This window comes from Rhizobium sp. R693, assembly GCF_002211315.1.
Taxonomy (GTDB): Bacteria; Pseudomonadota; Alphaproteobacteria; order Rhizobiales; family Rhizobiaceae; genus Rhizobium.
In genome coordinates this window covers 252580-273389 of sequence record NZ_LOKY01000047.1, presented here as the reverse complement: position 1 = coordinate 273389, position 20810 = coordinate 252580, and the positions used below count along the sequence as shown (strand labels likewise).

At 61.1% G+C, this 20810-nt stretch carries 23 protein-coding genes; 15 read left to right on the top strand and 8 right to left on the bottom strand.

Features of this window, described 5'->3' with window-relative positions; translation table 11 throughout:
* From ATY79_RS27550 to ATY79_RS27540, 3 genes are all read left to right on the top strand, one after another.
* Positions 1-1803, top strand: coding sequence for an ABC transporter transmembrane domain-containing protein (locus ATY79_RS27550; RefSeq protein ID WP_088693326.1), 1803 nt, complete (start codon positions 1-3; stop codon positions 1801-1803).
* A 148-nt stretch (positions 1804-1951) separates the two neighbouring features.
* Positions 1952-2395 (top strand): hypothetical protein, encoded by a 444-nt coding sequence (locus ATY79_RS27545; protein WP_088693272.1) that lies wholly within the window; start codon positions 1952-1954, stop codon positions 2393-2395.
* Positions 2396-2543: 148 nt separating this feature from the next.
* Positions 2544-2732, top strand: a complete 189-nt coding sequence (locus ATY79_RS27540) for a YegP family protein (protein WP_088693273.1) — start codon at positions 2544-2546, stop codon at positions 2730-2732.
* Positions 2733-2762: 30 nt separating this feature from the next.
* On the opposite strand, the gene ATY79_RS27535 is transcribed toward ATY79_RS27540, so the two are convergent.
* Entirely contained in the window at positions 2763-4403 is a 1641-nt protein-coding gene (locus ATY79_RS27535) for an FAD-binding dehydrogenase (RefSeq protein ID WP_189637169.1), read from the bottom strand.
* A 221-nt stretch (positions 4404-4624) separates the two neighbouring features.
* Between ATY79_RS27535 and ATY79_RS27530 the strand changes: the two genes are divergently transcribed.
* Positions 4625-4963, top strand: a complete 339-nt coding sequence (locus tag ATY79_RS27530; RefSeq protein ID WP_088693274.1) for a YciI family protein — start codon at positions 4625-4627, stop codon at positions 4961-4963.
* A 7-nt stretch (positions 4964-4970) separates the two neighbouring features.
* A complete protein-coding gene (locus ATY79_RS27525) occupies positions 4971-6221 on the top strand; it encodes a DUF6596 domain-containing protein (RefSeq protein ID WP_088705450.1) in 1251 nt (416 codons plus the stop codon).
* A 2-nt stretch (positions 6222-6223) separates the two neighbouring features.
* Here ATY79_RS27525 and ATY79_RS27520 read toward each other — a convergent pair whose 3' ends face one another.
* The 5 genes from ATY79_RS27520 to ATY79_RS27500 all read right to left on the bottom strand — a co-directional run bounded on the left by ATY79_RS27520 (position 6224) and on the right by ATY79_RS27500 (position 11351).
* Positions 6224-7255 (bottom strand): peptidoglycan -binding protein, encoded by a 1032-nt coding sequence (locus ATY79_RS27520; RefSeq protein ID WP_088693275.1) that lies wholly within the window; start codon positions 7253-7255, stop codon positions 6224-6226.
* Positions 7256-7258: 3 nt separating this feature from the next.
* Positions 7259-8356, bottom strand: coding sequence for a flagellar motor protein MotA (locus ATY79_RS27515; RefSeq protein WP_088693276.1), 1098 nt, complete (start codon positions 8354-8356; stop codon positions 7259-7261).
* Between the two features lie 100 nt (positions 8357-8456).
* The gene (locus ATY79_RS27510) at positions 8457-9257 is read right to left on the bottom strand and encodes an inositol monophosphatase family protein (RefSeq protein WP_088693277.1); all 801 of its coding nucleotides are present in this window, start codon (positions 9255-9257) and stop codon (positions 8457-8459) included.
* A 347-nt stretch (positions 9258-9604) separates the two neighbouring features.
* On the bottom strand, positions 9605-10687 hold the full coding sequence (locus tag ATY79_RS27505) for a tetratricopeptide repeat protein (protein WP_088693278.1): 1083 nt from the start codon (positions 10685-10687) through the stop codon (positions 9605-9607).
* Between the two features lie 10 nt (positions 10688-10697).
* The gene (locus tag ATY79_RS27500) at positions 10698-11351 is read right to left on the bottom strand and encodes a thiamine phosphate synthase (RefSeq protein ID WP_088693279.1); all 654 of its coding nucleotides are present in this window, start codon (positions 11349-11351) and stop codon (positions 10698-10700) included.
* A gap of 108 nt (positions 11352-11459) precedes the next feature.
* Between ATY79_RS27500 and ATY79_RS27495 the strand changes: the two genes are divergently transcribed.
* Together ATY79_RS27495 and ATY79_RS27490 are read left to right on the top strand one after the other, a co-directional pair.
* A complete protein-coding gene (locus tag ATY79_RS27495; RefSeq protein WP_088693280.1) occupies positions 11460-12224 on the top strand; it encodes a sulfite exporter TauE/SafE family protein in 765 nt (254 codons plus the stop codon).
* Positions 12225-12292: 68 nt separating this feature from the next.
* Complete coding sequence (locus ATY79_RS27490; protein ID WP_088693281.1) at positions 12293-12553, top strand: metalloregulator ArsR/SmtB family transcription factor; 261 nt, start codon at positions 12293-12295, stop codon at positions 12551-12553.
* Between the two features lie 154 nt (positions 12554-12707).
* Here the strand turns inward: ATY79_RS27490 and ATY79_RS27485 are convergent, their stop codons facing one another.
* A complete protein-coding gene (locus ATY79_RS27485; RefSeq protein ID WP_088693282.1) occupies positions 12708-12881 on the bottom strand; it encodes a DUF465 domain-containing protein in 174 nt (57 codons plus the stop codon).
* A gap of 229 nt (positions 12882-13110) precedes the next feature.
* Between ATY79_RS27485 and ATY79_RS27480 the strand changes: the two genes are divergently transcribed.
* The 7 genes from ATY79_RS27480 to ggt all read left to right on the top strand — a co-directional run bounded on the left by ATY79_RS27480 (position 13111) and on the right by ggt (position 18878).
* On the top strand, positions 13111-13314 hold the full coding sequence (locus tag ATY79_RS27480) for a DUF465 domain-containing protein (RefSeq protein WP_007527435.1): 204 nt from the start codon (positions 13111-13113) through the stop codon (positions 13312-13314).
* Between the two features lie 16 nt (positions 13315-13330).
* A complete protein-coding gene (purE, locus tag ATY79_RS27475; RefSeq protein WP_007802503.1) occupies positions 13331-13825 on the top strand; it encodes a 5-(carboxyamino)imidazole ribonucleotide mutase in 495 nt (164 codons plus the stop codon).
* Positions 13822-14901, top strand: coding sequence for a 5-(carboxyamino)imidazole ribonucleotide synthase (locus tag ATY79_RS27470; RefSeq protein ID WP_088693283.1), 1080 nt, complete (start codon positions 13822-13824; stop codon positions 14899-14901). The genes purE and ATY79_RS27470 overlap by 4 nt, the downstream gene beginning before the upstream one ends.
* Before the next feature lie 162 nt (positions 14902-15063).
* A complete protein-coding gene (gene ykgO / locus ATY79_RS27465; protein ID WP_003566454.1) occupies positions 15064-15189 on the top strand; it encodes a type B 50S ribosomal protein L36 in 126 nt (41 codons plus the stop codon).
* Positions 15190-15295: 106 nt separating this feature from the next.
* Positions 15296-15910, top strand: coding sequence for a hypothetical protein (locus ATY79_RS27460; protein WP_088693284.1), 615 nt, complete (start codon positions 15296-15298; stop codon positions 15908-15910).
* 63 nt (positions 15911-15973) lie between these two features.
* The gene (locus ATY79_RS27455) at positions 15974-17038 is read left to right on the top strand and encodes an alpha/beta hydrolase (RefSeq protein WP_088693285.1); all 1065 of its coding nucleotides are present in this window, start codon (positions 15974-15976) and stop codon (positions 17036-17038) included.
* 97 nt (positions 17039-17135) lie between these two features.
* Positions 17136-18878 carry a gamma-glutamyltransferase gene (gene ggt, locus ATY79_RS27450; RefSeq protein WP_088693286.1) on the top strand — a complete coding sequence of 581 codons (1743 nt, stop codon included), beginning with the start codon at positions 17136-17138 and terminating at the stop codon, positions 18876-18878.
* On the opposite strand, the gene ATY79_RS27445 is transcribed toward ggt, so the two are convergent.
* The gene (locus ATY79_RS27445) at positions 18879-19586 is read right to left on the bottom strand and encodes a hypothetical protein (protein WP_088693287.1); all 708 of its coding nucleotides are present in this window, start codon (positions 19584-19586) and stop codon (positions 18879-18881) included.
* 160 nt (positions 19587-19746) lie between these two features.
* Between ATY79_RS27445 and ATY79_RS27440 the strand changes: the two genes are divergently transcribed.
* The gene (locus ATY79_RS27440; protein ID WP_088693288.1) at positions 19747-20808 is read left to right on the top strand and encodes an AraC family transcriptional regulator; all 1062 of its coding nucleotides are present in this window, start codon (positions 19747-19749) and stop codon (positions 20806-20808) included.
* The last annotated feature ends 2 nt before the right edge of the window (positions 20809-20810 follow it).

Genomic DNA, 20810 nt, shown 5'->3' with positions numbered 1-20810 from the left:
TTGGCATACGCAGGGCAAGCAGGGGAAAAGAAGTCGCGATCGCTGAAGCCGCTTGGCCGGCTGACGCCCTACGTCGCGCGCTATCGCGGCATGGTCGCGGGTGCCCTCGCGTCCCTGGCACTGGCCGCTGTTACCTCGCTTGCCCTGCCGCTCGCCGTCCGTCGCATGATTGACCATGGCTTCACGCAGGCCGACGGCAGTTTCATCAATAGCTATTTTCTGATGCTGATGATCATGGCGATCGTGCTCGCCGTCGCGAGCGCTCTTCGCTATTACTTCGTCATCACTCTCGGCGAACGCGTGGTTTCCGATCTTCGCCGCGATGTCTTCAGTCACGTCACGCGGCTGTCGCCTTCCTTCTTCGACGTCAACCAGTCCGGTGAGATCGTCTCCCGCCTGACGGCGGATACCACGCAGATCAAGTCGGCTGTCGGCGCGACCGCCTCCGTCGCCTTGCGCAACCTCATTCTCTGTCTCGGCGCGATGGGAATGATGATCGTCACGTCGCCAAAGCTGTCCAGCCTGGTGATCGGCGCGATTCCCTTGATCGTCTTTCCGCTTGTCGGCTTCGGCCGCTCGGTCCGAAAGCGCTCGCGCTCCGCCCAGGATACGCTTGCGGACGCCTCCGCCTTCGCCAACGAGACGATTGCCGCCAGCCGCACCGTCCAGGCCTTTGGCGGCGAGGACGCCGCTGCCTCGCGCTACGGGACGGCCGTCGAAGCCGCCTATGACGCTGCCCGAGCGGCAATTCGCTCGCGCGCCCTGCTGACGGGAATCGCCATCACCCTTATCTTCGGCAGCGTCGTCGCGGTTCTCTGGGTCGGCGCCCACAACGTCCTCGCCGGCACGCTTTCGCCGGGCACGCTCGGCCAGTTCCTTCTCTACGCCGTCATCGCCGCCGGCTCGCTCGGCGCGCTCTCCGAGGTTTGGGGCGAGCTTTCGCAGGCCGCGGGTGCGGCCGACCGGCTAACAGAACTGCTCGACGAAGTCTCCCCGATCTCGGTGCCCACAGCACCGGTTGCCCTGCCCGCTCCAGCGCAAGGTCGTGTCCAGTTTTCAGACGTGCATTTTGCCTACCCCTCGCGCCCCGAAAGATCCGCGCTGCACGGCCTAAGCTTCGGCGTCGCTCCCGGGGAGACCGTCGCGATCGTCGGTCCCTCCGGCGCCGGCAAGAGCACGGTCTTCTCGCTGCTTCTCCGCTTCTACGATCCGCAGCAAGGCTCGGTGAAGATCGATGGCGTCGATGCCCGCAGCACCGACCCCGACGGATTGCGCAAGCGTCTCGCGATCGTGCCGCAGGATGTCACGATCTTTGCGGCTTCCATCCACGACAACATCGCCTTCGGTCGCCCCGAAGCCACCCGCGAAGAGGTTCGTGCTGCCGCGATGGCCGCGCAGGCCGACGAATTCATTGCTCGTTTGGATAAGGGATACGACACCGAGGTCGGTGAGCGTGGCATCACGCTCTCCGGTGGTCAACGCCAGCGCATCGCCATCGCCCGTGCCATCCTGAAGGATGCACCGGTCCTGCTGCTCGATGAGGCGACCTCGGCATTGGACGCCGAAAGCGAGACTCTTGTGCAGAAGGCGCTCGATGGGCTCATGACAGGGCGCACGACGCTGGTCATCGCCCACCGCCTCGCCACCGTGCTGAAGGCGGACCGGATTCTTGTTATGGATCAGGGCCGTGTCGTCGAAGAGGGAACGCATCAGACCCTCATTCGAGATGGTGGCATTTACGCCAAGCTCGCCAAACTGCAGTTCGAAACCGGCGCTGGCGACTTTCTCGCCGCCGTGAAGTGATCGTCGAATTACACCTCCCTTCTCAGCGATCAGCTTGCGACGGTTGCATCGACGTATAATCTTTGCGTGTATATTGACATAGTACACGCAAAGATTACACTCGGTTTATGGGCGCATTCGATGTCGCCGCGCTGCGAGGGAGGCGCTGGTGGACTTGATAAATTTTGCAGACATGCTGATCGTACTCGTCGCCGTGGCCGTCGTCATATCGATGCTGTTGTGCTATCGCTCACTCCAGGAAGCACAGGACTGGTCGCTGACCGACGCGTTGCCGGAAGAGGTCGAGTTGACCAAGACCGATGCAACCGGCAACCCCATCGACGCTGCCGGCAACCTCCTCGCAGCAGGGCAAGCCCCCCTCACCATCACCATGATGAAGGCGAGTTCGAGCCGCTTTATCGCCCTTGTCGGAACCGTTGCGATACTGATGCTCTATGTCGGCTTCGGCCTTGCCTGCCTCTATCGCTTTGCCAGCGTTAACGAGATCCCGGACATGACGAAGGCTGCCAACTTCTTTTATTCCGGCCTCGTGCTTGTCGCACCCTACCTGATCAACAAGTTCTCGTCGGTCTTCTCGATCTTCAAGCCGTAGCAGCCGTGGGTGGGGGCGCATTCCTCCGCGAGATCCATCAGTCGCGCCGGTTGCAAAGCGCGCAAATATCCCGATGGAATAGTTGCGTTTTTTGTTCTAGGCTGCGTCTGCAGATTGGACAACATCCTGATTCCGGGAGAAAAAACCGATGTATAAATTCGAAGTTTACAAGGACAAGGCTGGCGAGTTCCGTTTCCGTTTCAAGGCGCCGAACGGCGAATCCATGTTCGGCTCCGAAGGCTATAAGGCCAAGGCATCGGCGCTGAGCGCCATTGAATCCATCAAGAGGAATTCTCCCGGCGCAGAAGTCGTTGACACGACGAAGGCTGAGGCCTGATCAAATCAGGCGGCGCCAAAGGCGCCGCCTTTACACTGCCCGCCCGGCAACCCTGCCGGAAAAGATGCAGCCGCCGAGGAAGGTTCCCTCGAGCGCATTGTAGCCATGCATGCCGCCGCCGCCAAAGCCGGTCACTTCACCCGCGGCATAGAGGCCGGGCACCGGATCCCCACTGTGGCCGATCGCGCGTGCGGATAGATCCGTCTCCAGACCACCCAGCGACTTGCGTGTCAGGATGTGCAGCCGTACGGCAATCAATGGTCCAGCCCTAGGGTCAAGCAGTGCATGCGGCTTGGCCGTCCGCATCAGCCGATCCCCGAGGTAGCGCCGAGCACCGCGAAGGGCGATGATCTGGGCGTCCTTCGCAAAGGCATTGCCGATCTCCCTGTCACGCGCCTCGATCTGCGCCCTGAGGCGGCTTGCATCCACGCGCCTTTCGCCCATCAATCCGTTCATGCCGTCGACAAGCGCTTCCAGCGTGTCACGAACGATGAAATCCTCGCCCTTATCCATGAACGCCTGGACCGGCCCTGGCGGCTCCTTGCCCAAACGCCTGAGAAGCAGGCGGATATCCTTGCCCGTGATATCCGGATTCTGCTCGGAACCGGAAAGGGCAAATTCCTTCTTGATGATTGCCTTGGTCAGAATGAACCAGCTGTAGTCGTGCCCAGTCGCGCAGATGGCTTTCAGCGTCGCCAGCGTATCGAAGCCGGGCATGGTAGGCGCTGCAAAGCGGTTACCCCAAGCATCGCACCAGAAGGAAGATGGACCCGGCAGGATACGTATGCCGTGATTGCGCCAGATCGGGTCCCAGTTCTTCAGCCCCTCCGTATAGTGCCACATCCGATCCGAATTGATCTCGCGACCACCTGCGCGTTCGGCGATCTCGATCATTCGACCATCGACATGGGCAGGCACACCAGCGACCATATCAGTCGGCGGTCGTCCCAGCCGGTCGATCGGCCATCTCCGCCGCACCGCGTCGTGATTGCCACCGATGCCCCCTGACGTCACGACCGTCGCGTCGGCTCTTATTTCGAAGAGCGCCGAGAAAACGCGGTTCGTCTCTCGACCGCGAACCGAGGAGTCCGCCTGGAGGATGGTGCCACGAGCGCCGCAGACGACCCCGTCTTGGATTAGAAGGTCATCCACCTGATGCCGGAACAGCAGCGTCACAAGGCCCCTCGCTTCCGCTTCACGCACGCGACGAACAAATGGTGCAAGCACAGCCGGCCCGGTTCCCCACGTCACGTGGAAGCGTGGCACGGAATTTCCGTGGCCATGCGCTAGGCCGCCTCCCCGCTCGGCCCAGCCGACCACCGGGAACCAGCGCATACCCTGCTGATGAAGCCACGAGCGCTTTTCGCCGGCGGCAAACTCCAGATACGCCTCTGCCCAGCGACGCGGCCAGTAGTCTTCCGGCCGGTCGAATGAGGCAGACCCCATCCAGTCCTGCCGCGCCAGGCCAAGGTTGTCGCGGATGCCCATCAGCCGCTGTTCCGGGCTGTCTACGAAGAACAGTCCGCCCAGCGACCAGAATGCCTGCCCACCGAGGCTTTGCTCGCCTTCCTGCTCGACGATGCAGACCTTCCGCCCGCGATCCGCCGCCTCTGCTGTTGCCACGAGCCCAGCAAGTCCTGCGCCGATGACCAGCACATCGCATTCAATCAAAGCATTCCCCCCAAATCTCCACGAACCTACGCGGAGCTCCGCTCAGCGACAACGCCACATTTTCCTCCGTGATATTTTTTTGGCCGAATGTCGAAATGAACTGGTGTCGCGTCTCATCTTATCGGAACGGTCTACCGCCGATCCCCGAGCGTTGCAGCTTTTTGCTTTTGGTTCTTAGATGCCTGCACGCCGGTCAACGCAACCACAGAGGAGAATGCCTCATGCAGTACGCGCTTATCATTCGCGAGTCGTCACGGGATTTCGCCCGCCGCGCCGATCCCACCTATCGGGACGGCTGGATTGCCTACACGCAGGCTCTGATTCAGGCCGGTATCATGACCGGCGGCGCCGGGCTGACCGCACCCGAGACCGGCACGGTGGTGCGACGCAAGGGCGAGGACCACGACGTGCAGGATGGTCCCTACCCCGAAGGCAAGGAGCAGTTGGGCGGCTTCTACCTGATCGACGTGCCGGATTTCGACACGGCGCTCGAATGGGCGACCCGGGTTCCCGTTTCCGCCGAGGGTTCAGTCGAGGTGCGCCCTCGCCTCCAGATGTGAGGCGGACATGACCGTCGAGGCCGAGCGCGCCGCCGAACGGGTGGCGCGTCAATCATATGGCAAGCTAGTCGCCTTCCTGACGGCTCGCTCTCGGGACCTACCCGCTGCCGAAGATGCGCTGTCGCAGGCGCTCGTCGATGCCCTGCGGGTCTGGCCGGAGCGCGGCATTCCGGACAGCCCGGAGGCCTGGCTGTTGGTCGCCGCGCGACGCAATCTGATGCAGGGCGTACGCCACCGATCCGTTCGCGAGAATGCGCGCCCCACCATCGCCCTGGCCTTCGAGGAGGCCGAGGCGAGGATGAACGAGGCGGCGGCCGAGACATTTCCCGATGAGCGTCTGAAGATGCTTTTCGTCTGCACCCATCCGCAAATCGACAAGAGCATCCACACGCCGTTGATGCTGCAGGTTGTCCTGGGCATTGACGCAAAAGCAATCGCCCAGGCCTTCGTGGTTTCTCCTGCGGCAATGGGGCAGAGGTTGGTCAGGGCCAAGGCGAACATTCGCGATAGCGGCATTGGATTTGCGATACCCGATCGACGTTCGCTGCCCGAGCGCCTGTCGGCCGTTCTCTCCGCAATCTATGCCGCCTACGGGCTTGGCTGGGATGATCTCGATGGAGCCGATGGCGGTCGTAGTGCGCTTTCCAATGAAGCCGTCTGGCTCTGCCGTGCGCTGCTTTCGATGCTTCCTGACGAACCGGAGGTGATCGGACTGCTTGCCTTGATGCTCTATTGCGAGGGCCGACGCGCCGCGCGGCGCAATGCCGAGGGTGACTACATCGCGCTCGACAAGCAGTCGACGGATCGCTGGAATGCGATCATGCTTGCCGACGCCGACGCGCTGCTCCGCAAGGCCGGCGCCGCCGACCGCTTCGGTCCGTTCCAATGCATGGCGGCCATTCAATCCGTTCATGCCGCCCGCCGGCTGACGGGCCTGACGGACTGGGATGCTCTCGTGACCTTCTATGACGCGCTGCTGATGATGCAGCCAACGATCGGCGCCCGCGTCGGCCGTGCTGCCGTCCTCGGCCGCGCGAAAGGCCCAAAAGCCGGGCTGAACTGCCTCGACGCTATGGATGCAAAGGAGGTCAGAGCCTACCAGCCATACTGGGCCGTTCGCGCACATCTGCTGACGGAGGTTGCGGACTATCCGGCAGCAGAGACGGCCTATCTATCGGCGATCGGATTGAGCGACAGCCCTGCCGTGCGCAGCTTCCTAATGCGGCGCCTCACGGACCTTCGGATGCGCGCTGCGTAGACCTACTTCTCTGTCAGCTTCAGTTCGATACGACGGTTGGTGGCGCGCGCCTCCGGCGTGTCACCTGGCGCGATCGGCTGGAACTCGCCGAAGCCAGCGGCGACGAGACGGTCGGCCGGCACGCCGCGGGAGATCAGGAATTTGACGACCGAGATCGCACGCGCGGACGATAGCTGCCAGTTATCGACATACCGTCCAGTGCCAGCGAGCGGCACGTTATCCGTATGCCCGTCGACGCGCAGAACCCAGTTGATCTCGGGTGGAATTTCCTTGGCAACATCGAGGAGCGCCGTCGCAAGCTTTGCCATCTCGACCTGCCCGTCCGGATTGAGATCCGCGCTGCCTGACGGAAACAGCACTTCCGACTGGAAGACGAAGCGGTCGCCGACGATCCTGATATTCTCGCGATCCGACAGGATTTCGCGCAACCGCCCGAAGAAGTCGGACCGGTAGCGGTTGAGCTCCTGCACACGTTGCGCCAGGGCGACGTTGAGGCGACGGCCAAGATCGGCGATCTTGGTCTGCGAGGTTTGGTCCTTTTGCTCGGACGCCTGCAGCGCGGCTTCGACGGCAGCAATCTGACTGCGCAACGCGGCAATTTGCTGGTTCAGCAGTTCGACCTGGCTCATCGCCCGGTCGCTCATCTGCTTTTGCTCGTCCAGTTCCTTCGTAAGGCTGCCGATACGGGCCTGCGCGGCACTCTGGCCGCCGGAACCGGCATCAAGCAACGCCTTCAGCCGTGATCTCTCGCCTTCAGCCGACGCCAGGGATGCCTGAAGATTGGCAACACTATCCTCGAGGTCCTGCTTGCTTCCCTTCTCGAGCGCCAGCAACTGCGTCAATTCGTTGATCTGGCTGTTCAGGCGGTTCAGCACCTCGTCCCGGCCGGAGATTTCGCGGCTGAGAATATATTGGCCGACGACGAAGACGGTCAGCACGAACATGATCGAGATCAGCAGCGTCGACAGTGCATCGACGAAACCTGGCCAGTAGTCCACCGCGCGTTGGGGACGACGATTGCGGGCGAGAGCCATGGCTTACTTCTCGGTCTTTTCGGTTTGCGGCATGCGCTGAGAGCGTTCACTTGGGCTGTGTTTTTCCTGCGAACCGATCCGTTCAGCAAGACGATCGAGCGTGCGGCGCATTGCCTTCGTTTCGTCCTGTTGCGCCTCGATCCAGTCGCGCAGCATCTGCTGCTCGTTGCGCATATTCTTGACCAGACCCTGAATACCTTCGGCAAGGTTCGCCATCGCCGCGACCGATCTCTGGGTGCCGCCGCTGCCCTCTTCAGAGATCCGCCGCATGTATTCCGAGAGCGCCCGAACGTCATCCGGCGAGACCGCCGAGTTTGCGCTGATCGAAGGCATGGCAATATCGGAGCCTACGTCGGTCACCGACGAAAGCCAGTTTTCCAGCTCCATGTAGAACCGATTCTGGGCGCGGCCCGCCTGCAGGTCAAGGAAGCCGAGAATGAGCGAGCCGGACAGACCGAGCAGCGACGACGAGAAGGCCTGGCCCATGCCCGAAAGCGGCGTCGAAAGCCCTTCCTTCAGCGCACCTAGAACATCCGTCGAACCATTTGATCCCGCATCGAGCGACTGGATCACCGAACTGATCGAGCCGATCGTGCCGATAAGGCCCCAGAAAGTGCCGAGCAGACCGAGAAAGACGAGAAGGCCGATGAGATAGCGTGAGACGTCGCGCGATTCATCGAGGCGGTTGGCAATCGAGTCGAGAATGGAGCGAAACGCCGCGGTCGAAATTCCTGCCGTGGCACTGCGGCTGCCGATCAGCGTCCGCATCGGGGCAAGCAACCTGGGATTGCGGCCAACCTTGTCGGCGCTACCCGCGGCGCGGAAGGAATTGAACCACCGCACTTCCGGCCGCAGCGACAGCACATGGCTGAACACGAGGATGATACCAACGGCCAGCACGCCAAGGATCAAACCGTTAAGGCCCGGATTATGCATGAAGGCAGTTTGTGTCTGCCGGAAAAGAATGGCGGCAATGAACCCGACGATGATCAGAAACAGCACCATCGTCCAAAGGAACGGCATCGGACTGGAAAGTTTATAGCTGTAGTTGCCCGTGGTTTTTTCGGTCGAGCCGAACTCCGCCACATTCACATTTTCCATAGGTTCCGCAGCCTCCGGATTCATTTCATCCGGAGACTAGAGCAACATTGTGCCGAATTGAAGTATGCGGAAACGAAAACCGTGTCTTTACAACAGCGATTTACCGCGTTGGGACGGGACGCTTGGCAACCTCAAGCAATGCCTTCTGGATATATTCGTTGCCCGCAACAACCGAACCGGTCTCGAGAACGGACGAACCGCCATCCCAATCGGAGACATAGCCGCCGGCTTCGCGGATCAGGAGGATGCCGGCCGCTATATCCCACGCAGACAGCCCGGTTTCCCAGTATCCATCGAACCGACCGGCGGCCACATAGGCGAGGTCAAGCGAAGCAGCGCCCATGCGGCGGATGCCGGCAACTTCACCCATAACGTGCCGAAGCTCGACGAGGAACTTGCCGTGATTGCCGCGGCCGAGGTGCGGAACGCCACAGGCAACGACGGAGTCCGAAAGCACCCGGCGCGCACCAACACGCAGACGGCGGTCGTTCAGGAAGGCACCACCGCCACGTTCCGCGGTGTAAAGTTCATCCGTGGCCGGGTTGAAGACGACACCGGCGACGATCTCGTTGTTGCGCTCGAGCGCGATCGAGACCGCAAACATCGGAATGCCATGCAGGAAGTTGGTTGTGCCATCGAGCGGGTCGACGATCCAGCGATGCGCGCCGTCCGTGCCCTTGATTTCTTCGCTCTCCTCGCCGAGGAAGCCATACGTCGGACGAGCCTTCAGGAGCTCGTCCTTGACGATCTTTTCGGCCTTGCGGTCGGCATTGGAAACGAAGTCGCCGGGGCCCTTCACCGAAACCTGCAGGTTCTGCACTTCCCCGAAATCACGCCCCAGCGACTTGCCTGCCTTGATGGCGGCCTGAACCATGACATTGAGGAGAGCTGAACGAGCCATGTGAGCACTTTTCCTTGAGCGATAATACGGTACGCGCTGTCAGGGCAAAGTAGGTCCCTGATCGCCAGAGAAGGCAGCGCTCGATAAGATTGGCGGCCTCAAGACCACAAAATCGGGAAAATTTCAAGGGGAGACAGCAGAACCACTGGCTGCCCGGAAAAATGCAGGCGAAATTATTCTGGACAGATTGGTCTGGAATTGATCGACGGCGGCTATCTCGCCAAAGAACGAGGCCGGCCGCTTGCGCCGCCGGATCTTCAAAACCTCCGCTGGATGATCAGGACGGACGATGGCGCGACACGGTCGTCGAGACGACGAAGATCTCTTCGCCGACGCACTCTCCTAAATCACTGGAGCCGGCGGAACTTGTTGGCCGCCTCGATCCCCGCCTTTTGCTGGTCTTCCTCGATGCCGAGATAGAAGTCTTCGAGCTCCGGGTCAGGTAGGCCGGCCCGACGCGACAGCACATACCACTTCGCAGCCTCAACAGGATCTGGCTTGGTTCCGAGCGCGTTGATGTAGAGGTGTGCGAGCTTGTTTTGCGCAACCACGTTTCCACGATTGGCGGCGAGCCGCAACCACTGGAAACCCTTGACGAAATCGCGCGGCCCATTCTGGCCGTTGACGAGCCAGATACCAAGATCGACCTGAGCCGTGTCGTAGCCGGCATGCGCAGCGCGTGCCATCCATTCGCGCGCCAACTGCTTCTTTTCCTCCGGCAGGTCAGGCAGCGAGGCATAAATTTCCGCCACCGCATACTGTGCGTCGGCGATGCCCTGTTCGGCAGCCTTCTCATAGTAAGGCAAGGCGAGCTTCAATCCCTTGTCGCCCGGATTGTCAGCCGTCAGGATCTGACCCCAGTTGAACTGCGCCGAGGGATTTCCAGCCTCAGCCGCCTTGTGCATGTATTCGTCGGCCTTGGCCTTGTCGCGCGTGACAGACCGTCCCTCGATCAGCATCAGCGAATATTTGAACATCGCCGCGGCATCACCACCTTCGGCGCCCTTGCTGTACCAGAAGGCGGCGTTCTTCATATCGCGCTTGACGCCCAGCCCGTCCGCCAGGAGTTCGCCCATCAGCGTCTGCGCGGCCGGATCACCAAGCTGCGCACGGGGCAGAGCCTTTTCCATCGCGGTCAGATAGTAGCCGCGCTGATAGGCGCCGTAGGCTTCGTCGACCGGCCCCTTGTAGTCCTTTTCCGGCGGCAGATCCGGCAGTTTCGCCCCCATACGGTCGAAGACCCCGACGCCCGTCGACGGTCCCGTGCCATCTGCCTGCGGCCGTCCTGTTTTCAGCGTCTCCGGGGCGCTCGCGAGCGGTCGTGTCACGACGTTATCGACCACCTGGGCAGAAACGCCATGCGTCAGCCCGACCAGAACGGTGACGGCAAAGGCAGTTGAGAGGCGCAAAGTACAGGACAGCATCGGCATGAGCGCGATATCAATCCTCAAACCGTGGCGCTTTTTCGTCCAAGAGCGCATTGACCTCGGCGACGACGGATGGCGCACGGCCGGCGTCCGTGAAAACCGCAAGCCGCAGCGCGACGAACTCCGCGCCAGTCTCTGCCACCGCCAGCGCGGAAGCCGGATCTGTACCGCCCATGACGATACAGGGAATCTCGATCATCGAAGCCCACCATTCCCCGAGCGCCAGGTTCTTGGGATGTGCTTCCGGCTTGATGTCACCATCGAGCTTGCCGAAGAAGATATAGTCCGGTCGCTCCTCGCCGATCTCCAGCGCATGGTGCCGGTCGGCGGCATTGCCGCCACCGACGATCAGCTTGTCGGCATATTTGTCGATAGCGTCGGAGATTTCACTGGCCGGACCGGTCAGATGCAAGCCGTCCGCCTTCGTGCGCCCAACGACGCGACTGTCGCCCGCAAGCAGTGCGGCTGCTCCCGAGTCCTGAATAATCGGAACCAGCTTCTCGGCGTGCTTTTGAAACTCGCCATCGTTGAGGCCGTATTGCGGCACGATCACAGAGGCGACGTCACCGCCCTTCAAGGCATCGCCGACGACCTTTGCCTGCTCATCGGCATCGGCAAGGTCGGGAGCAATCAAAACTAGGCGGCAGCGGTTTTCCGGTTCGGTCATGAACTCTTTCCATTTACAGCGGAACAGGCCGTTTCAGGGCCGATCTGCACTCGTCCTGTGTGAGTAATTCCGTTAGACGGGGCTGGCAAGGGGAGGATTTTCAAAAGCATGCCGATGGACCTGTCATTTTATTACGCCGCCGTTCCGGCCGTCATCCTGGTCGGACTTGCGAAAGGCGGCATGGGCGATGCGCTGTCGCTGATCGGGCTGCCCTTTCTCGCTCTCGTCGTCTCGCCCGTTCAGGCGGCCGCGATCCTGCTGCCGATCCTCATCTTCATGGACATGATCTCGCTCGTGATCTGGCGGAAGCACGGCGACTGGACAACGCTGAAGATCGTACTGCCGGGCGCTCTGTTCGGCATCGCGCTCGGTTGGGCGACCTCGGCGCTGGTTCCGGGAAATGTGCTTCGCGTCGTCATCGGCGTCGTCACCATCCTCTTTTGCCTTCGCTACTTCTGGAACAACTTCGGCCCCGCAGCCGGAAAGCACACGCCGCCTCAAGGCCAGCGGCCACTGCTTGCGACAATTTGGGGAAGCCTGTCCGGCTATGGTAGCTTCGTCGCGCATGCCGGCGGAGCACCTTTCCAGATTTATGCTTTGCCGCTGCAGATGCCGCCGCGAGAATATACCGGCACCAGCGTCCGCTTCTTCGCGATCCTCAATGCCGTCAAGCTCATACCCTACTTCGCGCTTGGCCAGCTCGACACGCAAAACCTCGCCACCTCGGCCACGCTGCTGCCTTTTGCGCCGCTTGCGACAATTGCCGGCGCCTGGTGCGTGCGCCGCATGAAGCCCGCGATCTTCTATCCTTTCATGTACGGCATGGCGCTCATTGCCGCCGTGTTGATCGCGAAGGAGGGCTTGGGTTTCTGACAATTTTGGGTTTCGTTGCGCCGCACAATTTCCTTGCCCGATTGCGCCGTTTGACGTAGCTTTTCGCCATGTCGAACACGGATCCCTTCGCCGCGATAGCCGATCCTCACCGGCGCTTCCTGCTGGAGGAACTTCGACGCGCGCCGAAGACCGTGAACGAGCTTGCCGAGGGCCTCCCCATCAGCCGCCCCGCCGTTTCCCAGCACCTCAAGGCGCTGCTGGATTGCAACCTGGTTTCCGTCACCGCAGAGGGCACGCGGCGCATCTACGCGGTCAACAATCGCGGCTTCGACAGACTCAATCTTTGGCTCGATCAGTTCTGGGCTTAGCCCGACCGCTCAAATGAAAGACGCCGGCTCGCGACTTTCCGTCGGAACCGGCGCCATAATCGCCTGTCGAGCACGAACTGGTCTAAGCTTTTGGTGAAATTGGGGTTTCGCCCTCCTCGCCTAGGGCCGCGTTCGTTGATTTATTGCATCCCACTCAATGGAAGGATGATTTTAGGCGCTCAATCTCGTCCTTGATCCGCAATTTTCTGCGTTTGCACTCAGCGACTTCATTATCGTTTCGGGAGGGGGATATCATAAGAGAATGCAACTCCTCCTCAAGAGCAACATGCTTTTTTTCGAGTGACTCAAGATGAGCTTGAACAGTCATTTGACCCTTCCTTCCTCTTACCTCTCCCCGGCCAACACCGCCGGAGATCCAAGGCGTCAACCCTCCAACTGTGACATATTTTTGAAGCCTTGTCGAAGGTGAAAACAAGGAGAACACATGGCAAAATCATGACGAACAGCCGCTAGCCGTTACCTCCAATTGGTGATAGGAGCTTGCGGAAATCATCGGCAGAACGGACGATGTCCGAAGACGGTTATGGGGAATGCATATGGCCGATCAGGAACAGGCGGAAATCAGGCTCATGGTCGCGAGACTGCGCCAGGAGCACGAGGATTACGATGCCGCCATCAACGCCATGATTGCCACCGGATGTGACGCATTGCGCATCCAGCGCATGAAAAAGAAGAAACTGGTCATCAAGGACAAGCTGACAAAGCTCGAAGACCAGATCATCCCTGATATCATCGCCTAAAGGGAATGCCGTGACGATGACAGACAGACCACCCGTTGCCATCATCATGGGAAGCCAATCCGATTGGGAGACCATGAAGAACGCCGCCGACACGCTGGAGGCGCTCGAGATTCCCTATGACGCGCGCATCATATCGGCCCATCGCACGCCGGATCGCCTCGTAAACTTCGCCAAGACCGCCCGCGATGAAGGTTTCAAGGTGATCATTGCCGGCGCCGGTGGCGCGGCCCACCTGCCAGGCATGGCCGCCGCGATGACGCCGCTTCCGGTGTTTGGCGTCCCGGTTCAATCCAAGGCACTGTCAGGTCAGGATAGTCTTCTTTCCATCGTCCAGATGCCGGGCGGCATCCCGGTCGGCACACTTGCCATCGGCAAGGCCGGCGCGATCAACGCCGCCCTTCTGGCAGCTGCAGTCCTGGCATTGTCGGACGAGGATATTGCCGAGCGGCTTGACGACTGGCGTGAGCGCCAGAGCGCAGCCGTTGCCGAATATCCGATGGACGACCTATGACTGTAACAACAATCGGCATCATCGGCGGCGGCCAGCTTGGCCGCATGCTTGCCATGGCCGCTGCACGGCTGAACTTCCGAGCCGTCATCTTGGAACCGCAGGCCGACTGTCCGGCCGCGCAGGTCGCCAACCAGCAGATCGTGGCGGCATACGACGATCCGGCCGCGCTCGCAGAGCTCGCGAATATCTGCGACATCGTCACCTATGAGTTCGAAAACGTCCCGGTCACAGCCGCCGAGGCGCTTGCGAGCCATGTACCCGTCTATCCGCCACCGAAGGCACTCGAGGCTGCGCAGGATCGGCTTGTCGAAAAGCGCTTTATCAATGGATGCGGCGTTCCGACGGCCCGCTTCCATGCCGTCGACAACCAGGCCGACCTCGAGGCAGCATTGCAGGATTTCGGCGGCCGCGGCGTCCTGAAGACTCGCCGCCTCGGCTATGATGGCAAAGGACAACGAGTGTTTCGCTCCAGTGCCGACAAGCCGGATGGCGCCTTTGCAGCGCTCGGTGAGGTCCCCCTGATTCTCGAGAGCTTCGTGCCCTTTGAGCGCGAGATCTCCATCATTGCAGCGCGCGCAACGGACGGCACTGTCGTCTGTTACGACCCTGCTGAAAACGTTCACCGCGACGGCATCTTGCACACGTCGACTGTACCTGCCTCGATTTCAGCGGAGACGGCAGCGGGGGCGCGTGAAAGCGCCGAGAAGATATTGGCTGCGCTTGGCTATGTCGGCGTCATCGGCATCGAATTCTTCGTACTCGCCGACGGCAGCCTGATCGCCAATGAAATGGCGCCGCGTGTCCACAACTCCGGCCACTGGACCGAGGCCGCCTGCGTGATCTCGCAGTTCGAGCAGCATACCCGCGCTGTTGCCGGCCTGCCACTCGGCAATGCCGACCGCCATTCGAACTGCGTGATGCAGAACCTGATTGGCGACGATATCCTGGCGCTCCCGGACTGGCTGCGGCGAGCGGACACGCTGGTTCATCTCTATGGCAAGACGGAATCTCGTCCCGGCCGGAAGATGGGACACGTCACGACGTTGACCACGAAATTGCCGGTTTTTCCCGGATAAAAGCCGCTCCGGCCATGGGAAAAACACCGTCACGTGGTTGACACAGGCAAGTCGCCGGGTTATCTGCACGCCCAACCTGAAGAGCGCGCCCCGAGCGCGCTTTTGAATGTAATAGATACGGGCGAATGTGAATTCCCCCCTCAAACATCGCGGATCAAAACAATGAAGATCAAGAATTCGCTCAAGTCGCTCAAGGCTCGTCACCGTGACAACCGCCTGGTTCGCCGCAAGGGCCGCATCTACATCATCAACAAGCTGAACCCGCGCTTCAAGGCTCGCCAGGGCTGATATAGCGCGCCTGGACGGTTTCGTGGCATTTTGTGCTCGTGCCTGTCCGGGGATTGCTTCGGCAATCGAATCAAATTGCTTTGATCTTCAGCGGTGGCGGGCTAACATGTCCGCCATGCGCTTTTTTGTTATGACCTGTGCGGCGCTGCCGCTGTCCCTCTTTCTGCTCGCTCCTGCTTTCCCCGCCACGGCCGCGGATAAGGACGTCATTGTCGAGCAACCGGACGCAAACCTCTCACCCAAGCAACACCTGGATCAGCTCTATGCGCAGCTGAAGCGCGAACGCGATCCGGACAAAGCGAGCGGTATCGCCAACGAGATTCGCGCCCAGTGGAACGACTCCGGCAGCGCGACCGTCAACCTCCTGATGCAATGGGCCGACAAGGCGATCGAGGAGAAGCGCACCGCTGCTGCCCTTGACTTCCTAGATCAGGCGATCGCCCTCAAGCCTGACTACGCCGAAAGCTGGAACCGCCGGGCAACGCTCAACTACGCCAATGACAACTATCGCAAGTCGATGTCCGACATCGAGCATGTACTCGACATTGAGCCACGCCATTTCGGCGCGCTTTCCGGCATGGCCGCCATCCTCACCGAGACGGGCAACGACCAGCTGGCCCTGAAAGCCTGGGAACGTTTCCTCGAGATCTACCCGGCCAATCGTAGCGCCCAGGAGCAGATGAACACGCTCTCCGAAAAGCTGGCTGGCAGCCGCACCTGATCTTGACGGTGAACCGCGAGACCCAATCTTACGTGTTGGTCACGTGAGTCAACAGATATAGCCATGCTTGCCGTAGCCTCCGCTCTCCTTGCCCCCATCGCCGCCGCGATCGGCTACTCCTCCTACAAGGGACGTCGATTCGAGGCGACATGCCCGAACATCGGTGAGTTGACGGATATCGGCGGCTATCGGCTGAACGCCCTTCACATCGCGTGTCCAGAGACCGCCGATCTGCCGCCTCTGGTCTTCATCCATGGTGCAAGCGGCAACCTGCTTGATCAGGTCGGCGCCTTCCTGCAGCCGCTGCAAGGCCGTGCCGAGATGCTCTTCGTCGACCGCCCTGGCCACGGCTATTCGGAGCGTGGCGGTCCGGAGAATGCCCTGCCTTCGGGACAGGCGGATGCGATCGCAAAACTGATGGAAAAGCGTGGCATCAAACGAGCCATTATCGTCGGACATTCCTTCGGCGGCGCGATCGCAGCCGCCTTCGGCGTGCGCCACCCTGATAAGACTGAAGGCCTGCTCTTTCTCGCTCCCGCGACGCACCCCTGGCCAGGCGGCATTGACTGGTATTATCACCTCGCTGCGATGCCAGTCCTTGGCTGGCTGTTCAATCACGCGGTCGTCGTGCCACTCGGCCTGCGACGCTTGGAGCAGGCGACATTGAATGTTTTCCGGCCGAATCCGCGCCCGGATGATTACATCGCGAAGACGGGCCCCACCCTGGTGCTGCGCCCGCGTGCCTTCTACAACAACGCCGTCGATTGCACGCGCCTACTGGCCTACCTCAAGGCCCATTCTCCGCAATATTCCAGGATTACAGCACCGACCATCATCATTACCGGTGACAGCGACAGCATCGTTTGGGAACACATCCATTCACAGGGATTGGCCCGCGATATCGTCGGTTCCGAACTGGTGAAAATCCGCGGCCTGGGCCACAAGCCGGACTATGTGGCCACCGATGTCGCCATTGCCGCCATGGAGAAGGTCGGTGGCGCTGCCCGCGATCTTCAGGCCGCCAGGCACCAGGCCGAACGCCGCCTGATGCACGAACAACCCACTCAACCGATAGACATTGCAGCGTCCTTCGGAGACCTGGCGCCTCCGATTGTAACGGGAAACTAACCTTTCAGCGACCAAACGGGCTGTAGCGGACGACCGTGCATTGTCTGGAGCTCACTGCGTCCCATATCCATCGGACCGTCATGCTTTGAGGGAAGTCATGGATCACCCCCACATCAGAATATTTGCGGTTGCCGCAGCGCTGTCGCTCTCGCTTGCGCCGCATGCGTTCGCCGCCTCGCCCACGCCGGTTGAAGCCGAGCACGGCATGGTCGTGACAGCCCAGCATCTGGCGACCGATGTCGGCGTCGAGGTACTGAAGAAAGGCGGCAATGCCGTCGATGCAGCGGTCGCGGTTGGCTACGCGCTCGCCGTCGTCTATCCGACGGCCGGTAACATCGGTGGTGGCGGCTTCATGACCATCCGCTTGAAGGACGGCAGGACGACATTTCTCGATTTCCGCGAGCGTGCGCCGCTCGCTGCCACGAAAACCATGTATCTCGACGCCAAGGGCGACATCGTCCCTCGCGCCAGCCTCGACGGCTATCTCGCCGTCGGTGTGCCCGGATCCGTGATGGGCTTCGAGATGGCGCGCGAGAAATACGGCACGAAGTCGCGGCAGGACCTGCTGGCTCCGGCCATCCGCTATGCCACGGAAGGCTTCACGCTGGAACAGGGCGATGTCGCCAGCATCGGCGGCAGCGCCAAGCGACTCGCCAAGGACGAGGCGGCGGCAAAGATCTTTCTAAAGGCGGAGGGCAAGCCTTTCGCAGTGGGCGAGAAGCTCGCACAACCCGACCTTGCTGGCGTTCTTTCCAGTATCGCCGACAAGGGACCCGACGCATTCTACAAGGGCATACCGGCCGACGCGATCGTCAAGGCAAGTCAGGCAAAGGGCGGCATCCTCGCCAAGGAAGATTTCGAACAATACGCGGTACGTGAACTGAAGCCGATCGAATGCAGCTACCGCGGCTACGACATCATCTCCTCGCCTCCCCCCTCCTCGGGCGGCGTCATCATCTGCGAAATCCTCAACGTGCTGGAAGACTATCCGCTGTCCTTCCTCGGTTACGGCTCAGCAGAGACCGTGCACCTGATGGTCGAGGCGATGCGTTACGCCTACGTCGACCGCAACGCCGCCCTCGGCGACCCTGACTTCGTCGACAATCCCGTTTCGACTTTGCTCGACAAGGGCTACGCCAAGGGAATCCGCGCCAAGATCGATCCCTACAAATCAGGCACCTCAGCCAATCTGAAGCCCCTCGGCGCCAAGGAAAGTGTCGAAACCACGCATTACTCGATCATCGACGACGACGGAAATGCCGTCGCCGTCACCTACACGCTGAACGGCAGCTTCGGCGCCGGCGTCGTCGCCCCCGGCACGGGGATCCTGCTCAACAACGAGATGGACGACTTCACCTCGAAGCCCGGCGTTCCGAACCTTTATGGCCTCGTGCAGGGCGAGGCCAATGCGATCGCGCCGAAGAAGACGCCGCTCTCCTCGATGAGCCCGACGATCGTCACCAAGGACGGCAAGCCGTTCATGGTCATTGGCAGTCCCGGCGGCTCACGCATCATCACCATCACCCTTGAGGCGATCCTCAACGTCATCGATTTCGGCATGGACATTAGCCAAGCGGTCAATGCGCCGCGCATTCACCACCAATGGCAGCCGGACAAGATCTATTTCGAACCCTATACGTTGTCGCCCGATACCATCCGAGCATTGATCGGCATGGGCCATGCGCTCGACGATGGCAGCAGCGGCCCGCCGCAATGGGGACAGGCCGCTGGTATTCTTGTTGGCGGCAAGAGCCTCGCCGATATCCAGAAGGGCGGCGGCGCGCGCTACTACGGCGCGATGGACAGCCGCTCCACCGAGGGATCCGCCGGCGGCTACTGATCAGCGAATACGGGCGTGGACATAATCGCCCTTGATGCTCACGCGCGGCCGGGCGCCGGGTACGCTCGGTTCCAGGCTGTCGACATAGGATGCCTTGGCGATCACCGAATAGTCCAGCGGCACACCGCTTCCGAAGGTGAGATCCGCCTGCAGCGACTGCGCGGTGATGCTGAGTGTCTCATCCTGCCGGATGGTGTCGTAGCGCAGATGCGCGCGCACCGCCGTGCCAAGGATATCGACCCCGGCGGCGTGGCCGTCAAAGGTGATATCGGCCGCCTTGCTGGCGATCGCAACATTGGCGAAGTCTCCATCCAGTTCCGCCTTCAGCGCCTGCTGGTCGATGCGCACGGTGGTATCAGGCGCGACGTTCGCCGAAATCTCCGCCGTACAATCGGAAAGATCCGACCACGCCGTCTGCATCACCTCGATCTTCAGGACCGTTCCCTCGATGCGCATCGCGCTTCGATCGCGGCAGCCATTGAAGAACCAACTCGAATAGAAGCTTGAGAACCAGCCGTGGCGCCGCGCGCTGGTATTCGCTCTGTAGGGTCCTGCGTCATCAGCGGTTAGCCTGACCTCACTTGCCTCGCCGCTGATGACAACGGATCGGACCGCTGAAATATCGAGTGTCTCTCCCACCATGCGCGGTTCGGCGAACGCGGAGGCGAGCGCCAGAATGAATGCGGGGATGAAGAGGATCAATGTCATCGGTTTCTCCTTGGACGCGCCTGCCGGCAGCTGGCGATTGCGTGCAAGGTGAAGACCGGGAACCGATCTTGAGACCTCGATCGTGATCCGGGTCGCCCGCGATTGCGATCAAGGCCATAGTCATGCAGTTATTGAACGCGTCTCACCGAGCCCAACCATCATGATCTTCGTTCCGCTTCCTTTCGTCGTTGCTCTCCTTCTCGTCATCCTGCTCGTGCGGATGGTCAGGCAGAACGATTGGGCAGAACAGGAAAAGCGTCCATTCCTCCTCCTGATCGGCGCCTACACATTGCAGTCGATCATCATCGGGATCCGCTGGGGCTATGACGTGATCGACATCCTGCCGGTCCAGCCCGTCGTCGCCTGCATGATCGCGGCGCTCGCCTGGATCAGCTTTCGCAACCTCGCCGCGGAACGCCAGACATCGCTCCTACACTTCTGGCCGCATATCCTGCCAAGCGTCGTGATCGTCGCGCTTCTGGTCTTCTGGCGCGACCCGGTTGGTCCGTTCGTGACCGCGACCTTCCTCGCCTATGGCGCGGCTCTGCTCTGGCTCGCTCGCAACGGGCCGGATGCACTCGTCTCCTCGCGTCTCGATGGCGCGCTTCTGTCCTGTCGCTCCCTCGTTATCACCGGACTGGCGCTGATCGCCTCGTCGGCGGCCGATATCGCGATCAGCCTCGACCTCGAACAGAGCGGTGGCATCCATGCCGGGGCAATCGTCGCCGTCGGCAATGTCATTACGCTTCTGATCCTCGGCACGGCAGCGTCGATTGCGAGCGGCAGCCAGTCGCTCGCAGCACAGCCATCGGAAGTCACCACGCCACCCCCTCCGAGCCACGAAGACGATGCCATCGCTCGTGCGTTGGAAAGCCTAATGCAGTCACGACAACTCTACCGTGATCCGGACCTCAATCTCGGCCGAATTGCCCGCAAGATGAACCTGCCGGCCCGGCGCGTCTCGATGGCGGTCAACCGTGTCCACGGCGTCAGCGTCTCGCAATATGTGAACGACTTTCGTATCCGAGCCGCCTGCGAGGCGCTGGTGACAACGGAAGAGCCCATCACACGGCTGATGTTCGATTGCGGCTTCATCAGCAAATCGAACTTCAATCGCGAGTTCCTGCGCGTTGCAGGCACCAACCCGACTGAGTTTCGGCGGCGCAGTCGTCACAAACCCGAGGCCGGTGATATGCGGCCAACGCTTTTCGTGTCACGGTGACA

What these genes read in the sequence shown, in the direction of transcription:
- ATY79_RS27480 (WP_007527435.1), top strand. Translation starts at nt 13,111, where the DNA reads ATGGCCGATCAGGAACAGGCGGAAATCAGGCTCATGGTCGCGAGACTG.
- ATY79_RS27460 (WP_088693284.1), top strand. Translation starts at nt 15,296, where the DNA reads ATGTCCGCCATGCGCTTTTTTGTTATGACCTGTGCGGCGCTGCCGCTG.
- ATY79_RS27510 (WP_088693277.1), bottom strand. Translation starts at nt 9,257, where the DNA reads ATGGCTCGTTCAGCTCTCCTCAATGTCATGGTTCAGGCCGCCATCAAG.
- ATY79_RS27525 (WP_088705450.1), top strand. Translation starts at nt 4,971, where the DNA reads ATGACCGTCGAGGCCGAGCGCGCCGCCGAACGGGTGGCGCGTCAATCA.
- ATY79_RS27485 (WP_088693282.1), bottom strand. Translation starts at nt 12,881, where the DNA reads ATGACTGTTCAAGCTCATCTTGAGTCACTCGAAAAAAAGCATGTTGCT.
- ATY79_RS27500 (WP_088693279.1), bottom strand. Translation starts at nt 11,351, where the DNA reads ATGACCGAACCGGAAAACCGCTGCCGCCTAGTTTTGATTGCTCCCGAC.
- ATY79_RS27455 (WP_088693285.1), top strand. Translation starts at nt 15,974, where the DNA reads ATGCTTGCCGTAGCCTCCGCTCTCCTTGCCCCCATCGCCGCCGCGATC.
- ATY79_RS27505 (WP_088693278.1), bottom strand. Translation starts at nt 10,687, where the DNA reads ATGCCGATGCTGTCCTGTACTTTGCGCCTCTCAACTGCCTTTGCCGTC.
- ATY79_RS27470 (WP_088693283.1), top strand. Translation starts at nt 13,822, where the DNA reads ATGACTGTAACAACAATCGGCATCATCGGCGGCGGCCAGCTTGGCCGC.
- ATY79_RS27520 (WP_088693275.1), bottom strand. Translation starts at nt 7,255, where the DNA reads ATGGCTCTCGCCCGCAATCGTCGTCCCCAACGCGCGGTGGACTACTGG.
- ATY79_RS27540 (WP_088693273.1), top strand. Translation starts at nt 2,544, where the DNA reads ATGTATAAATTCGAAGTTTACAAGGACAAGGCTGGCGAGTTCCGTTTC.
- ATY79_RS27495 (WP_088693280.1), top strand. Translation starts at nt 11,460, where the DNA reads ATGCCGATGGACCTGTCATTTTATTACGCCGCCGTTCCGGCCGTCATC.
- ATY79_RS27515 (WP_088693276.1), bottom strand. Translation starts at nt 8,356, where the DNA reads ATGGAAAATGTGAATGTGGCGGAGTTCGGCTCGACCGAAAAAACCACG.
- ggt (WP_088693286.1), top strand. Translation starts at nt 17,136, where the DNA reads ATGGATCACCCCCACATCAGAATATTTGCGGTTGCCGCAGCGCTGTCG.
- ATY79_RS27440 (WP_088693288.1), top strand. Translation starts at nt 19,747, where the DNA reads ATGATCTTCGTTCCGCTTCCTTTCGTCGTTGCTCTCCTTCTCGTCATC.
- ykgO (WP_003566454.1), top strand. Translation starts at nt 15,064, where the DNA reads ATGAAGATCAAGAATTCGCTCAAGTCGCTCAAGGCTCGTCACCGTGAC.
- ATY79_RS27445 (WP_088693287.1), bottom strand. Translation starts at nt 19,586, where the DNA reads ATGACATTGATCCTCTTCATCCCCGCATTCATTCTGGCGCTCGCCTCC.
- ATY79_RS27530 (WP_088693274.1), top strand. Translation starts at nt 4,625, where the DNA reads ATGCAGTACGCGCTTATCATTCGCGAGTCGTCACGGGATTTCGCCCGC.
- purE (WP_007802503.1), top strand. Translation starts at nt 13,331, where the DNA reads ATGACAGACAGACCACCCGTTGCCATCATCATGGGAAGCCAATCCGAT.
- ATY79_RS27490 (WP_088693281.1), top strand. Translation starts at nt 12,293, where the DNA reads ATGTCGAACACGGATCCCTTCGCCGCGATAGCCGATCCTCACCGGCGC.